General features: G+C 62.0%; 12 protein-coding genes. 6 read left to right on the top strand and 6 right to left on the bottom strand.

What is annotated here, in order from left to right; all coding sequences use genetic code 11:
- Positions 1–159: 159 nt before the first annotated feature.
- Positions 160–528 carry a hypothetical protein gene (locus NWV16_RS10845; protein WP_260522999.1) on the top strand — a complete coding sequence of 123 codons (369 nt, stop codon included), beginning with the start codon at positions 160–162 and terminating at the stop codon, positions 526–528.
- Here the strand turns inward: NWV16_RS10845 and NWV16_RS10840 are convergent.
- From NWV16_RS10840 to NWV16_RS10820, 5 genes are all read right to left on the bottom strand, one after another.
- Positions 519–1,949 carry a sigma-54 dependent transcriptional regulator gene (locus NWV16_RS10840; RefSeq protein WP_260522998.1) on the bottom strand — a complete coding sequence of 477 codons (1,431 nt, stop codon included), beginning with the start codon at positions 1,947–1,949 and terminating at the stop codon, positions 519–521. The genes NWV16_RS10845 and NWV16_RS10840 overlap by 10 nt on opposite strands.
- Positions 1,918–3,411: an ATP-binding protein gene (locus tag NWV16_RS10835; RefSeq protein WP_260522997.1), complete on the bottom strand. Its 1,494-nt coding sequence runs from the start codon at positions 3,409–3,411 to the stop codon at positions 1,918–1,920. Before NWV16_RS10835 ends, NWV16_RS10840 begins: the two co-directional genes overlap by 32 nt.
- A gap of 104 nt (positions 3,412–3,515) precedes the next feature.
- On the bottom strand, positions 3,516–4,586 hold the full coding sequence (locus tag NWV16_RS10830) for an SCO family protein (protein ID WP_409519349.1): 1,071 nt from the start codon (positions 4,584–4,586) through the stop codon (positions 3,516–3,518).
- 17 nt (positions 4,587–4,603) lie between these two features.
- Positions 4,604–7,411 (bottom strand): multicopper oxidase domain-containing protein, encoded by a 2,808-nt coding sequence (locus tag NWV16_RS10825; protein ID WP_260522995.1) that lies wholly within the window; start codon positions 7,409–7,411, stop codon positions 4,604–4,606.
- A gap of 159 nt (positions 7,412–7,570) precedes the next feature.
- Entirely contained in the window at positions 7,571–9,019 is a 1,449-nt protein-coding gene (locus tag NWV16_RS10820) for a sensor histidine kinase (protein ID WP_260522994.1), read from the bottom strand.
- 287 nt (positions 9,020–9,306) lie between these two features.
- Here NWV16_RS10820 and NWV16_RS10815 point away from each other — a divergent pair, with 287 nt between their 5' ends.
- From NWV16_RS10815 to NWV16_RS10795, 5 genes are all read left to right on the top strand, one after another.
- On the top strand, positions 9,307–10,653 hold the full coding sequence (locus tag NWV16_RS10815) for a hypothetical protein (RefSeq protein WP_260522993.1): 1,347 nt from the start codon (positions 9,307–9,309) through the stop codon (positions 10,651–10,653).
- A gap of 35 nt (positions 10,654–10,688) precedes the next feature.
- Entirely contained in the window at positions 10,689–12,923 is a 2,235-nt protein-coding gene (locus NWV16_RS10810; RefSeq protein WP_260522992.1) for an Ig-like domain-containing protein, read from the top strand.
- A 93-nt stretch (positions 12,924–13,016) separates the two neighbouring features.
- Positions 13,017–13,481 carry a curlin gene (locus NWV16_RS10805; RefSeq protein ID WP_260522991.1) on the top strand — a complete coding sequence of 155 codons (465 nt, stop codon included), beginning with the start codon at positions 13,017–13,019 and terminating at the stop codon, positions 13,479–13,481.
- A 26-nt stretch (positions 13,482–13,507) separates the two neighbouring features.
- The gene (locus NWV16_RS10800) at positions 13,508–14,959 is read left to right on the top strand and encodes a curlin (RefSeq protein WP_260522990.1); all 1,452 of its coding nucleotides are present in this window, start codon (positions 13,508–13,510) and stop codon (positions 14,957–14,959) included.
- Positions 14,960–15,229: 270 nt separating this feature from the next.
- Entirely contained in the window at positions 15,230–15,436 is a 207-nt protein-coding gene (locus tag NWV16_RS10795) for an antitoxin (RefSeq protein WP_260522989.1), read from the top strand.
- Positions 15,437–15,589: 153 nt separating this feature from the next.
- On the opposite strand, the gene NWV16_RS10790 is transcribed toward NWV16_RS10795, so the two are convergent.
- Positions 15,590–15,781 (bottom strand): antitoxin, encoded by a 192-nt coding sequence (locus NWV16_RS10790; RefSeq protein ID WP_260522988.1) that lies wholly within the window; start codon positions 15,779–15,781, stop codon positions 15,590–15,592.
- Positions 15,782–15,795: the final 14 nt, after the last annotated feature.

Here is a 15,795-nt window from a genome sequence, read left to right as displayed (position 1 = left end):
CACTCCGGGCGATGCTCACAATCGAGCGGCCCGAGTCTAGTTCAGCCTCGCGCTACAGGTTGTTGCGAACTTGTAAGCCGACAACACTTGCACCAACGCCTGCATCACGGACAGCTATAGTTAATAGCCTTGGGGAAAACCGCTTCCACAGGTGCTGCCATGGGAATGTTCAGTCGATTGCCGCTGTCCGTTTGTCTACTCGCCGCCACCCAGGCTCAGGCGCTGGACAGCAACTTCAACTACTACGGTTCCGACCAGCCTTTCGCCCACCCCGCTCCGCCGTCGCTGTCCGCTCAGCCACCCCGGCCGTTCGATGACACGCCGCCGCAGGATTTCATCGTCATCCCGGATCGCCACGTGTTCCATGACTCGCAGCTGCCCACAGTGGCCGATGCGACGGTGCGGGTGTTCATCCGCACCTACGATGCCGAGCGCGGCATTTACGTCAACGACGAAGTGCTGGACCCGACGTGCGTGCTCGAATGCCTGAGCCCGCCGAATCCACGCAGCAACGCCGTTTACCACTGACGCTTGTCCGGACGGGCCAGGCCGAGTTTTTCGATGCGGTAGCGCAGCATGTCGCGGCTCAGGCCCAACAGGCGCGCCGATTTGGTGACGTTCCAGTCGGTCTTGTCGAGCATCTTGCGCACCATGTCGCGCTCGACTTCCGGCAGGTTCATCGACTCGGTGTTGCTCGCCGGACGTGGTTCGAAATGCTGCACTTCGTGCTGATGCTGCGGTGGCAGGTCATCGCACAGACTCATGCAGACATTCAGTTGATGCGCGGCGATGGTGTCGTTCGGCGCCAGCAACACGGTCTGTTCGAGCATGTTGCGCAACTCGCGCACATTGCCCGGCCAGGTGTAACTGAGCAGCAATTGCTCGGCCTGATCGCTGAAGTGCAGGTTCGGTTTGCCGTAGCGCTTGCCGTGGCTGGCGAGGAAGTACCGGGCCAGCAGCAGGATGTCTTCGCCACGGGCATAAAGACGCGGCACCTTGATCGAGATGATCCGCAAACGGAAAAACAGATCACGGCGAAACTTGCCCTGCTGGACCATCTGCTCAAGGTTGCAATTGGTGGCGCTGATCACCCGCAGGTTGACCTTGCGCTCCTTCACCGAGCCGACCCGGCGGATGGTCCGATCCTCGAGCAGTTTGAGCAGCTTGGCCTGCAACAGCAGGTCCATTTCGCCGATCTCGTCGAGGAACAAGGTGCCGCCGTCCGCCGCTTCCACCAGTCCGACCCGGCGGTCCTTGGCGTCGGTGAATGCGCCTTTCTCGTGGCCGAACAGTTCTGATTCCACCAGGTTGGACGGAATCGACGCGCAGTTGAATTCAACGAACGGGCCTTTGCTGCGCGGACCGTCGAAGTGCAGCGCGCGGGCCACCAGTTCCTTGCCGGTTCCGGTTTCGCCTTCCACCAGTACCGGCGGCAGGTCGGTGTTGGCCATGCGCCGCTCGGCGTCGAGCAACTGGCCGATGGTGTTTTTCAGGTACTGCATCGGCGACGACTCGCCGATCAGCGCCTGCACTCCGGATTTCTGCGCTTCGCGCTCCTGGTAGAACGACAGCGTGCGCTCCATCCGTTCGGTGGCCAGGGCCTTGTCCAGCAGCAGTTTGAGTTCCGGCAGCGCGACCGGTTTGGTGACGTAATGAAAGGCGCCCTCCTTCATGGCGACCACCGCGTCTTCGACGTTGCCGTAACCGGTCATCATGATCACTTTCAGTTCCGGCGCGCTGATGCGCAGCTTCTGGATCAGATCGTGACCGCACATGCCCGGCAGCGAGTTGTCGGTCAGGACGATGTCCGGCATGAAGCTTTCCAGCTGCGTCAGCGCGTCCTCGGCCGAGTGGCAGACCGTCACCTCGAAGTCTTTGCGCTCCAGGTAGGTCTGAATATTCTCGGCCAGCAGTTCGTCATCCTCGACCAGCAGAATGCTGTGTTCCATATTCCCCTCCCGATGCCACTCTAAAGTTGAGACTGACGCGGGTTCCTTCCTGCTCCCGGCTGGTCAGCACGACCGAACCCTGAAACCGCTCCATGATTCTTTTGACCAGCGCCAGGCCGACCCCGAGGCCGCCCTGTTTGGTGGTGAAAAACGGTTTGAACACCAGTTGTTGCTGCTGCGCGCTCATGCCTCTGCCGGTGTCGCTCAGGGTCATGCGCACATGACCGGTGTGCGGTGTTTCAATCTCGACACTCAGTACCCCCCCCTTGGGCATCGCTTCCAGGGCGTTGGCAAACAGGCTATTGAGAATTTGCGTCAGCAGCACCTTTTGGCTGATGACCGGCGGGCAATCTTGTGGCGTGAATCGCACTTCGACGCCATTGCGCCGGATCAACGCGTCAAACGCCCCCAGGGTGTCCTCGACCGCCGCCAGCAGTTCCACCGCCTCGCCGTCGTCACTCATCGGACGCAACGACACCAACAGCTCGCGCACCCAGCGCGACATGCGGTCGACCTGGCTGATGATGTCGCCGATATTGCGCTGCGCACCGGGGCTGGCGACTTCCTGGGCCAGTTCGGCACTGGAGCGAATGGTCGCCAGCGGATTGCGCAAACTGTGGGCCACCGCCGAAGACATCTCGCCCAGGGCGACAAAGGTTTCGTTACTGATCAGTTGCCGTTGCTGGCTCTGCAGCAGGGTCGAGGCGCGCCGCACGATCCAGAACAGCCCCAGGTAAATCACCGCGCCGCCGAGGAGGGTCGCGGCCCAGATCGAAGCGAACCCTCGATCGATGCGGTCCACCAGATCCGCCGGTTCCTTGTAGATTTCCACCATGGCGACCACTTTGCTTTTGTCGGCGTTGAACATCGGAATGTAGTTTTCGATGAACAGGTATTTCGGTTCCCGCGACAGCCGCTGCTCGGGTTTTTCATCGTCGATCGTGTGATAGCTGGAAGACACCGGGATTTTCATCTCGAACGACTCATCCAGCTCGTCGTCGTCTTCAAACTTGACGTTGATCAGCTCGGGGTTGGTCGACCAGATGACCGAGCGATCCAGGGCATACACCGTGGCCAGCAACACGTCGGGCAAGTGTTCGACATGATCGAGAAACTCCGCGCGGGCCGCGGCATGGGCCAATTGATCGACGTCGGGGTAATTCTGATCCTGGCGTGGGTCGAGCATTTCGCCCATGGTCCGTTGCGGCGTGATGTTGGCGTGGCGCATTTCCGCATCGCCGATGGCCTGCACGAACTGCGCGGTGAGCAGTGCATCGCGCTCCACGCTTTCGGTAACCACGAAGCGCGTGGAGATATAACCCAGCCCCAGCGCCACGGCCGCGATGATGAAAAAACTGGCCAGCGAGAACCAGCGCAGCAGGTTGAACTGTCTGCCCCAACTCTTGATGGCTGCCAACGCCACGTTCGGCGCTGCTGTTTTTTGTTCTTCCAGTCGCTGCATGGGAATGCCCTGGCGTTTTTGTGTCGAACCCGTTAGAGCCGCCTTCTCGAATGAGTGTAGGTGGCAATGACCGTGGCATACGGTTCAATGATGCTATTCAGCCGCTACTGCATACGACTCACCGCTTCGCTGGCAGAGCCCGGTTTTACTGGCGTCAACGCCCCGTCGGCCAAGGGTTGCACGGACGGATGCTGACGCTCGGTTTCGGCACTCAGAAAGTCGATGATCGACTGCGCCGAAGCCTCGTCCAGACGCAGATTCGGCATCGGGATGCGCTCGTATTGCTCGAACAGTTGCAGTGCGATCGGGTCTTTCTCCGCCAGCACGCGATCCGGTTCGCGGATCCAGCGATTGAGCCAGGCCGGGTCACGCTGGCGGGTTACGCCGATCAGGTCCGGGCCGATGTTGCGCATGCCGATGCCCTCGCCGTCCTGCGGGCCGAGGCTGTGACACGAAGCGCAACGGGTGCGGAACAGTTCTTCGCCATTGCTCGGTGGACGGATCTGCGGGGCGTCGGCATAGCTTTCTTCGGTGCTGGCCTGTTTCCAGTTCTGCAAGGTATTGGCGAGCTGATCGGCGAGGATCCACGGGTTCTCGAACGGCGAGGCTTTCATCCAGCGCCCGGTGCTCTGGTTACCGACAATCAGGCTCAGGTTGTGATCCTTGGTGCGGCCGTTGTCGACGCCTTCGATGAACAGCCCGAGCTTCTTGCGCAGCTCGGTGACGTCTTCGAATTCACCCGTGAGGAATTTCCAGCCGGGGCCGACCTTGAAGCGTTGCGAATAGGCCTTGAGCACTTGGGGGGTGTCGCTCAGCGGATCGATGGTGATCGAGTAGAAGAAAATGTCTTTGCCGACCCGGTCCCCCAGCAGCTTCTGCACCTGGCGCAGGCGCGCGGTTTCCAGCGGGCAGGAGTCACTGCACGAGGTGAAGATGAAGTTGATCACCACCACTTTGTCTTTGATCAGGTCATCGAAAAAACGCACCTGCCGACCGTCCTGATCGGTCAGCAGGGTATTGGGGAAATAGTCGCCACCCCACGGGGTGGCGGATTCACTGGCGCCGTCGGGCTGCGACTGATGGGCGATGAGCACCTGACTGCCAAGCAGGCAGGTGACCAGCACCAGAATCAGGTGCATGCCCAGGGCGCGGGAGCGCGGCGTTGGCTGGGTCATGTCGGCTCCCTCCCTGCTCATGGTTTCACTATCACTTGCGGGCCGAAGCCGTCGCCGGTGCGGAAGGTCGGCAGCGCGGCGGAGTTGACGTAGCGCACGCCATCCCAGCTCGGCAGCGGTGTTGGCATCAACTGCAGCTGCCCGGGTTTTTCCAGGTCCCAACGCAGCAGCATCGAGTTGTCCTCATGCTGGGTGTTGTGACAGTGCTCCATGTAGGTCCCGGCAAACTCGCGGAAGTTGATCGCCATCTCGACGTTATCCAGCCCGTCGGCTTCCGAACCGATCCGGTAGACGTCCTTGCGCGCCCATTTTTCCCACTCAGGCGGAGCCTTGCCGCCACGGCTGAGGATGATGCCTTCCTCGAAGTGCACATGCACCGGATGGCTCCAGCCCTTGCCGCCGGCCTTGATACTCCACACCTCCAGGGTGCCGATACCACTGACCCCGGCGTCGGTCGGGCCGCTGGCCAGTTTGGTCGAGGCATTCAACCGGCGCGGGTCCATGTGAAAGCCGAAACCGCCATCGGTCTTGATCGTCCACGGCGCTTCGTCGGTGCCGTCGGCGCGACCGAAGATGAAGGTCCGGTGCAGCGCCCTGGCGAGTAGCGCCTTGTCGGCAGCGTTGTCGCGGTGGATCTTCAGCGGAATCATTACCATGCCTTCGGCCTTGCCCGGTTTGGCCGGCTCGTAGGCCGCCGGGTCCATGGCCAGGTCCTGACCGGTGTAGGCCTTGACGTTGAGTTGCAGGACCTTGCCCACCACCGGGTCACCCCTGTCCCACTGCGGCCCCTTGCTGGTCTGCTTGATCACAGGCAGGTATTTCTCCGAGAGCACGTCGGCCAGCGGGATCACTTCTTTCGGGCCTTTACCGTCGTCCTGGGCTTGCAGGTTGACGAAGAAGAGCTTGTCACCCGGCTTGATGCCGTTTTTCGCGAAGTTGACGATGATGTCGAACCGCTCGGCGATGCCCTGGGTCGGCAGAATCGCGTTGTGGTTCTGTTTGTCGCCGTCGGCATCGAGGTCCATCGACCCGTCGAACGGTACGCTGTGTTCCATGATGTTGCCGTCGTTGGCGATCATGTGGAACGGCACACGGCTGTACGACACACCGGCGTTTTTCGGCCCCGGGAATTCGCCGCCGTTGCCTTTGACTTCACGCACCAGCGCGAACTTGAAGTAGCGCGATACCGAACCGTTGAGGATGCGGAAGCGATAACTGCGCGCCCTCACATCGAGGGTCGGTTTCCATTGCCAGTTGACCAGCACCTGATCGCCAATGAAGCCATCGGTGTTGAACGGGTTGAACCACAACTGACCTTGCTGATCCCAGGCCTTGTCGGCGAACACCAGGTTGACGTCGTAGTCGCGGTTGCCCCACGGCAACGCGCTGCCGCTGGGGAAACGCAGGTTGACGCCGTCGTTCACCGATTCATTGCCGCGATCCAGGGCGCTGTAGTAGTTCATCATCGCCGCGTTGCCCTTGTAGACGTTCTGCGCGGTGAAATCGAGCATGTGGTCGTGGAACCAGTGGGTGCTCATGGTTTCGCGCCAGTCGCCACGAATCTTGATGGTGCCGTGGTCGCAGGTCTTTTTCGCAGGCTGCACATCGTTGACCCACAGAGTTTCCCCCGGCGCGCACGGGAATGCCGCGCGTGGGTCTTCAGCCTTGGTGTTGATGCTGTCGTAACCGGCGAGCTGGATCGGCCAGCGATAGTCGTAGTACTGGCCGGGAAAGAAGAACGCGTTGGCATAGCCATCGCTTTCCGCCGGCGCGTGGCCGTTATGCTCATGGGTGGTGATGGTGTGCAGACCGAAACCGCGGTTGGCGGAAGGGTCGATCGGCAAGCCGTTGTAGTGACGCATCAGCACCGGTTGGCCGTAGCGCACCATCAACAGTTTCGGTGGCAGCGTGCCGTCAAAGGTCCACACCGAATTGTGGTCCTGCACCGGCATCGCCGGGTGGAAGCGCGCATCGACACCCTTGGCCGTGCCATCGGTCGCAGGCACACCCGCGACGTTATGGTACAGACCACCGGGGCCGAACTCGCCAACCGCATAACCGTGCATTTGCCGACTGTCACGCAGGCCGCCGTTCAGCCGCGCACCGGTCTGCACGGTCTTGTAGGCGACTTGCGGGTAGAACTCGTTCCAGCGCTGGTGGGCCCAGCCTTTTCCCGGTGGCCGGCCTTCGGCAGAAGAGCCGATATGACGGTTGAGGAACAGTTCGATCTGCGCCTGCCACGGGTTGCGGTCAACCACGTTGGCAAACTGGCTCGGGAATGGCGTGAGCCCCGGCTGACGCAAAAACGCGTCCAGCGCGGTGCCGGGAGGCGCACTGCGGGCGATGTTGTTCGGGTCCTGCGCCGGTGCCGGGCCGATGGCCGCTGGCGGGAAACTCAAGGGTGCTGCCGGTGTGGTGGGATCGAGTTTTTCCGGGCCGAATTCTTCGAACAGCACCAGTTGCTGAGTGAACGGCTGGGCACCGTACAGCGGGCTCGGCTTGCCGTTGGTGGGGTAATTGAAACTGGTCTGGACGGCGGGCGGCAGGATGTTTTCCGTGCGCGTCGTGTTGCGCGTGCCTTTGACCCCGTCGGGCAGATCGAAGGAGTCTTCGTTGGCCTCGGGCATCGTCAGGATGGCGTTGAGTGCCGCCGGTTCATCGGCCGGCTCGTCGTGGTACGCCGACGGGTCGGACGCTTCCGGCTGGTTTTCGTCGTCGATCGGACTCGCTCGAACCCCCGACATATTACCGAGGGTCAACATCAGAACGACGCTCAGTGGCGTCAACAGGAATAGCTTTTTGGGGGCACGCGTTGTTCTGTCCATCACCAACCGCCTCATCTAAGGAAGGGGTGATGATGTTTTGCAATTACCTCGCCAAAAAATCTTTTCCAGTTGTAACAGGGGCTTGCGCGCGCTGTTGCATTCCCCACTCCCCGGTGACCGGGGCCTGACACCCACTGCTGGGGGAAAGTTCACCCCAACTTACTGAATGAGCTGAAACGCCAGACGAACGGTGGTGCCTTCGCCTTCGCGGCTGTCCAGACTCACACCGCCGCCGAAGCGCTCCATGATCCGTTTGACCAGCACCAGCCCCACGCCAAGGCCGCCCTGCTTGGTGGTGAAGAACGGCCGGAACGCCATGCTGCGCTGTTCTTCGTTCATGCCTTTGCCGGTGTCGCTGAGCATGACGATCACGCCACGGCTATCGCCCGGTTCGAGGGTGATAGTCAGCGTGCCGCCCTTGTCCATCGCTTCCAGCGCGTTCGCCAGCAGGCTGTTGAGGATCTGTGCGAGCTGCACCGGCTGACTCAGCACCATCGGCGTCTGCTGGGGATGAAACGCCACGTGCACGCCGGCCTTGGCGATCTGCGGCTCGAACGCCATCAGGCTGTCGTTCAGCGCGGCCACCAGATTCACCGGTTCCGGGTCGTCATTGAGCGGTCGCAACGATTGCAGCAGCTCGCGCACCCACTTCGACATGCGATCGACCTGGCCGATGATGTCCTTGATGTTTTTCTGCGCAGGTCCAGCATCGAACTCCAGCGCCAGTTCGGCACTGGAACGGATGGTCGCCAGCGGGTTGCGCAGGCTGTGAGCCACCGCTGAAGACATCTCGCCCAGGGCGACAAAGGTTTCGTTGGCGATCAGTTGTTTTTGCTGGGCTGCCAGCAGGATTGCCGCCCGGCGCACGATCCAGTACAGCCCCAGATAAATCAGTCCGCCGCCCAGCGCGGTGGCCAGCCAGATCAGCGCCAACCCGCGCTCCATGCGGGCGATCAGGTCTTTGGGCTCTTTATAGATCTCGACCATCGCCGTGACGTTCTTGCCCTCGGCGTCGAACAGCGGGATGTAGTTTTCGATGAAGATGTATTCCGGCGGCACCACGAATTTCTGCTCTTCACGGGCCTTGTCGACATCGTGATAGCTGGCCGACACCGGAATTCTTTGATCGAACGCCCGGTCGAGGTCTTCGTCGGCATGAATGCGGGTGTTAACCAGTGCGGGATTGGTCGACCAGATCACGGTTCGATCCGGCGCATAAACGTTGGCAAGGATCACATCCGGCAAATGTTCGATGTGATCAAGAAATTCGCCCCGCGCGCTGGCCCTGGCCTGCGGGTCTACATCGGGAAAGTCGTTGTCCTGACGAGGATCAAGCAGTTCCCCCATGGTGCGGATATTGGGGATCGAGACGTGGCGCACTTCGGCCGAGGCGATGGCCTGAATGAACTGCGCGGTCAGCAAGGCATCGCGCTGCACGCTTTCCTCGATCACGAACCGTGTCGACACCGCCCCCAGCGCTACGGCCACAGTGCCGATCACCGCCATGCTGATCAGTGAAAACCAGCGCAACAGGTTGAACGACTGTTTGCGCGAGCTCAGCCGCTGGCTGCCCTGCTCGACCGGTAGCGATGTTGACTGCATGTTCATGGCGGCGACTTCCCGATACATCCCTATAGGGTTATAGCCCACGGTTGGGTGTTTGCCCGGATGCGGGTCCCCACAAGCCCCTGGATAACCAGCGCCCTCCCCACAATCCCCAATGCTGGGGAAAGTCGCCCTGTCCGGGCGGGCGTCCCTTTCCCCCACGTCAAGCCGCGAACCCTTGCGCCACGGGCCTTTGCCGCCAGTTGGCGCGTCGTTGGTATGGAAGTTGTAAAGCCCTCTGCAACTGACCCATGCCCAAGGGGCAGGTACTTTGATAGAGGGATTAACTCATGCACCCTTTACTGTCCAAAACCGCGACCGTCCTGGTCGTAAGCGCCTTGGCCCAGGGCATTGCCCAGGCCGCTCTGTTCGCCGTCGACCCGGGTCCCTACACACCGGCCAATGGCGGTTTCGCCAGCTGGTATCAGGACACCCACGGTCGCACCCTGGATCTGTGCCTGTCCAAAGCGCTCAGCTCCCGCGTGCCGAGCACACCGGGCGCCCCGTCGTACATGTGCTCGCTGTTGCCGACCCCCGGCGTGTTCGATGACACGCAACCGCTCGTATTCCCCACCAACTTCCCCGATGAAGCATTCTGGTTCACCGGCGATGCCTCCATTGTCGATGCGGCACGCGGCATCGACCTGACTTACGTCAGCGCCGTCGAAGCCGCGTTCGGGGGCGGCGACCCTGCGGAAGGCGACCAGATCAGCTTCGCGCGGATCCGCATCCGGGTGGACGTGCCCACCGCCGGCACCTACGTCATCACCCACCCCTACGGCGTCGATGTGTTCACCGTCGACACCCCCGGGCGCCGCGCGATCAACATGACTCGCGACATCGGCATCGGCACCCCGCAAACCTACGACGGCGCGCTCAAGGGTGACATCGGTCCATTCCTGCGCAGCGTCAACGGGCCTTACACCGAGACCAACCCATTGACCGGTGCGGCCGAGCAGTTTGTCGGCGACCCGAACCTCAATGAAGCGGTGACCGGCAGCCCGTTCAACACCAACTACGTGCGGATCGAAGGCCCGGGGGGCATTGACCTGCGCACCACGACCTTCGCCGTGTCCGGCAAGTTGTCGACGGTGGTGCGGCCAACCCCGCTGATTGCGCAGCGCAGCACCTACTCGCGCAAACCCGGCGACAGTGCGCCGGTGGCCCAGCAAGACGTGTTTGTCCAGGCGCCGCCAGCGCCCGGTACCGCCGCCATCACCAGCAGCACACCCGTGGTGAACATGACAGAAGCCGACAGCACCGGCAGCTGGTACGCGCAATCGGCGGTCAACCCGACCTTGCCGACCGTGCTGCAAGTGACCGCCGACAATCACCTGGCGATCGCCACCAGTTCACCGACCACCCTGCCCATGACCCTGACCGACCTGGTGGTGATCCAGCGCGCCGAGTACAGCCTCAGTTCCGGGCAGTTGACTGTGGAGGCTTCGACCAGTGACGAAACTTCGCCACCGGTACTCACCGCGACCTCCGGCACCGGCGCCACCATCGGTGCGCTGGGCGGTGATGGCGCGGTGAAAACCCTGTCCACCGGGATCACGCCGATTCCACCGGCCAGGGTTCGGGTGACGTCGTCCAACGGCGGCAGCGATACCGAAGAAGTGGTCATCGTGCAATGAACGCTCACATGCCCAGATCCGCATCAGGAGGCATCATGAACAAGTGGCCACGTTTCGCGCTCAACGCGCTCGGGCTGACAATCTCGCTGACCGGCAGTGCGTTCGCGCAACTGGCCGCCGTCGATCCCGGCCCCTACACCTTCGCCACCGGGAAATTCCCGATGTGGTACCAGGACAACAATCAACTGTCGATGGAGCTCTGCCAGTCCCGCGCCGCCAGTTCGCGGGTGCCGGTCAGCACCCCGCCGGCGTACATGTGCACCCTGCTGCCGGAACCGGGTGTGTTCGATGACACCCTGCCGATGGTGTTTCCCGACAACTGGCCACCGGAAGCCTTCTGGTTCCTGGCCGAAACCAACATCCCGAACAACGGCGCCGGTTTCGGCGTGGATGCCTACGTGGCCGGGATCGAAGCGGCGTTCGCCTCGGGAAATCCGGTCGATGGCGATCAGCAAAGCTTCGCGCGGATCCGCATCCGGGTGAACGTACCGGTGGCCGGCACCTACACCATCACCCACCCGTACGGTGTTGAAACCGTCAATGTCACCACGCCGGGCCGGCGGGCAATCAACATCACCAAAGACATCGGTATCGGCGCCCCGGGCAACTTCAGCGGTGCGCTCAACGGGGCCATCGGCCCATTCCTGCGCAGCATCAACGGCCCGTACACCGAAGTGAACCCGGACACCGGCGGCATCGAAACCTTCGTCGGTGATCCGAACCTCACCGAAGCGGTGACCGGCAGCCCGTTCAACACCAACTTCCTGCGGATCGATGGTCCGTCGGGTGCCGGCTCGATTCAGACCAACCTGTTCACGGTCGCCGGCAAGGTCCTCGACAACCGGCAGCAGACCCATGTCGCCGTCGACCGCGCCACTTATCGCCGTACTTCGGCCGGAGTGCGCGCCGAGGTGTTCGCCGAGGCCGACAGCAGCTCGACCCTGTGCTTCCGTGAAACGTTGGCGTTGCTGCCCGGCCCACCGCCGACGCCGTGCCAGACCAGCCTGCTGGGTGACAACAACGGGCTGTTCTTCGGCCAGCGTCTGGGCACCGGTACCCTGCCGTCGGTGGTGGTCGTGACCGCGACCAACCCGGCCGGCACGACCCGTCCGACCGCCGTTTCGGCCAAGCTCACCGACGTGGTGAAAATCCAGACCGCCCGCTACAACTGGGCCAACCACAGCCTGTTGATCGAAGCCACCTCGACCGATGAAGTCGCGGTGCCGGACATGGTCGCGCAAGGTTACGGACGCCTTTCGAAAACCGGGACTTTGCAAAAAATCACCGTGGCCGACCTGACCCAGCCTCCGGCCACCGTCACGGTCAAGTCCGCCGCCGGCGGCAGCGACACCGAGCCAGTGGTGGTGGTCGGTACCGCACCGGACACCGGCGAGAACCAGGCACCGCTGGCCGTTGCAGACACCGGCAGCACCAGCTTCGGCGTGCCGATCACCCTCAGCCTGTTGACCAACGACAGCGACCCGGACAACAACGTGCCGCTGACCATTACCGCGCTGACGCAACCGGCCGCAGGCCAGGGCACCGTCGCGCTGAGCGGCACCACCTCGGTGGTCTACACCCCGCCAGCCGTGGTCAACACTCCGCTGACCACCACCTTCACCTACAAGGCCCAGGACAGCAAAGGCCTGGCCTCAGCCAACCCGGCGACCGTGACGATTACCGTTGCGCCCAACCGGCCACCGACCGCCGTCGCCGACAGCGTTGCCACGCTGGGTGTCGCAATCCCGATCAACGTCCTGGCCAACGACACCGATCCGGAAGGCAACACACCGCTGGGCGTCGCCAGCCTGACCCAACCGCCGGCAGGACGCGGCACGGTCAGCACCGACGGTACGGTGATCACCTACACCCCACCGGCCACCGTGACCACGGCCTTCACCACGACCTTCACCTACATCGCCCGGGACAGCTTCGGCGCCCAGTCGACGCCGGCGACCGTCACGGTGCAGGTGTCGCTACGGCCAGCGGCGGAAACCTTCACGATCACCACCTCGACCGTGCAGGCCCGCTCCGGCGGACGCTTCAACTGGGACTTCGCCGGCACCTCCTCGGTGACCACCGGCAACACCATCACCGTGCAGGTCACCACCCCGAACGGGTTGGTAACGCTGGGTAGCACCACGGTACCGGTGACCGGACGCTGGCGGCTGACGCTGAACAACACGCTGGTTGTGCCGTCGGCCAACCCGACCGCCACCATCCGTTCGTCCCAGGGCACCGTTCGCACCGTATCGGTGACCACGCTCTGAGCCCACGCCCCACCCACCCCACACCGTTCAATGCGCAGTGGGTGGGGCCCGCTCAGTCCGGATTTCGGATTCAGGAAAACACAGGACAACGCCATGAACACGCCGACCGCCGCCCTGCTTTGCCTGCTCGCCCTGTGCGTCAGTGCGGGCGTGCGCGCCGACGACCTGATGGAAAACGATGACCTGGCGCCCAACAGCGCCGATCTCGGCGAACTGCCGCCCCCCGTGGGCCAGCAAGCCCTGATCGACCAGAACGGCCAGGTCAACCTTGCCCTGCTCTCGCAGAACGGTCAGTCGCTACTGGGCAGAATCGTGCAGTCGGGCAGCAATCAGGAGGCGTACATCCTGCAACAAGGCAGCGACCTGATGGCCTTGATCACCCAAAACGGCTCCGGCAACGCCGCGTCCATCACGCAAACCGGCAGCCACAACCGTGCGCAGATTTCGCAAAACGGCAACAACAACGACGCCAGCATCGAGCAGGCCGGCACGGGGCTGCAAAGCGCCGTGACCCAGTCGGGCAACGGCATGAGCGTTTCGATCAAGCAATATCGCTAAGCACTGCAATCATCGGAGAGTTCATCATGTTCAAACTGACGCCCCTCACCGCCGCCATCCTGGTCATGATCAGTGCCCAGGCCATGGCCGACGACAGCATTTCCACCCAGAGCCAGCTCGGCACCGCCAACATCGCTGATGTGAAGCAGACCCAGGCCCCGTTCAGCACCGCGACCCAGACCCAACTGGGCCAGGGCAACAACGCCGCCGCCGTGCAAGACACCGCCACCAGCGTCATCACCCAGGACGCGGTCGGCGACTACAACGCCGGTTACGCCGAACAGCTGTATGAAGACAACAGCACCATCACCCAACAACAGACCGGCGCCTTCAACACCGCCCACGCCAGCCAGTCCCTCGGTTTCGGCGCCGGCAACCAGGCCCTGCAACAACAGCAAGGCACCGGCAACTTCTCGTTCGTCTACCAGGACTCGCAGAACGGCAGCGAAGGCAAGACCTTCCAGTTCGGCGACAGCAACGAAGCCAACATCGAGCAACTGTACGAAGGCACCGGCAACAGCTCGGTGATTACCCAATACGGCACCGCCAACTACGGCACCGCCGAACAAGTACTGCACAACGGCGGCCAGATCGGCATCAACCAGGCCGGTGAAACCAACTACGCCTATGGCGACCAGCGCAACGGCACCGGCGGCAACATCACCATCAACCAGTTCGGCAACCTCAACGGCAGCGAAATCTGGCAAGACTCGCAACTGGCCAGCCAGGCCACCGTCAACCAGTACGGCGACAGCAACGAAACCGTGGTCGACCAGAGCTATGGCGAAAACAACACCGCCGCCGTCACCCAGGTCGGCAACACCAACGCCATCTATGCCGACCAGTTCGAGTCGGTCAACTCGACCCTGGCGCTCTATCAAGTCGGCAACGGCAATGTGCATTACACCTACCAGAACGGTGACAGCCACACCCTCAACGCCACCTCGGTGGGCAACGACAACAAGGTCTACGCCAGCAACTGGAAAGGCCCGCAACACGGCGGCCAGTTCGGCAGCAACCAGCGTGCGACAGTCAATCAGGCCGGCAACGGCAACATCGCCAGCTTCACCCAGGACGGCGTCGGCCACATCATGACCACCAACCAGACCGGGACCGGCAACAAGACCACGGTCAGCCAGGCGGACTCCTACAATGAGCTGTACTTCGACCAGAACGGCAGCGACAACATCCTCATCGCCGACCAGCGCGGCACCACCAACCTGGTTCAGGGCTCGTCGAACGGCTCGGGCAACAGCGCCGAATTCGATCAATCCGGCACCGGCAACCAGGCCTACACCGCGCAGCTGTACGGCAGTGACAACATGATCACGGTCAAACAGGCTGACACCATGAACGTGGCGTACGTGACCCAGGGCGGGACCGGGAACATTGCCAATGTGGATCAGAGCGGGATGACGCAGACCGCGACCATTCAGCAGTTCGGGTCGGCTAACCAGGCGACGGTGTTGCAGCAGTAAGAGTTGAGTGTCGGGAAACCGCGATCTGTTGGGGTCGCGGTTTTTTTTTGCGCTGACGCTTGAGTGGAGTCCTACGGAAAACGGAGCGTTTTCAGAAATTCGCGGAGTTTTCTCACAAATTCTGGCGGTTGGCCGTCGAAAGTGCAGGCTCCAGGATTTGCCGGGACAACTTGATCCTCATGGAGCTAGGCCAACATGCAATTCATCCAGACAGCGACGACAGCGATACCGTTACCGAATAGACTTCCCGGCACCAAACCCGGAGGTTCCATGAGCGACCCGACTTTGATCGACCCACTCTGCCCGGTTGTTTCGGATCTTGGTCCTGAGGAACAGGCTGCGAGTTATGACCGTTGGTTTCGGGCCGAAGTACAGGCCTCTCTTGATGATCCGCGTCCGAGTATTCCCCATGAGCAAGTGATGGCGGAAATAAACGTCTTGATGGAATCAATGCGCAAAAGCGCTGATGCAGATTAAGTGGCGACCCAAGGCTCGGGTCCTCGTCTCAACACCCAAAACCGTGCTTCCCGTGGAGGTACGGTTTTTTTGTATCTCAGTACTCAGCTAATTGAGATGAAATATGCGATTTATAGCGGCTCGAGCCTTCTTGCCGTCAGCAACGCAAAGCACTTACCTCGCCTCATGCTTTCTTCGTTTTTCCTCCATCAGGGCCGACATTTCAGCCATCACCTGTTCATTCGGAATGCTGGGTCGTGGGTCATCGATTGAAGCCTGTATTTTGGCAATCAACCAGCGGTCATAGCTGGCGGCCTGCTCTTCGCTTTCGAAGTCTGAAACGATTGTGAAGATCAGGGGATCCATGGTGACTCCAGTTT

The sequence above is a fragment of the Pseudomonas sp. BW7P1 genome (assembly GCF_024981055.1).
GTDB classification, from domain to species: Bacteria; Pseudomonadota; Gammaproteobacteria; order Pseudomonadales; family Pseudomonadaceae; genus Aquipseudomonas; species Aquipseudomonas bananamidigenes.
The sequence above is the reverse complement of the archived record's forward strand: the minus strand, read 5'-3'. Positions and strand labels throughout refer to the sequence as shown.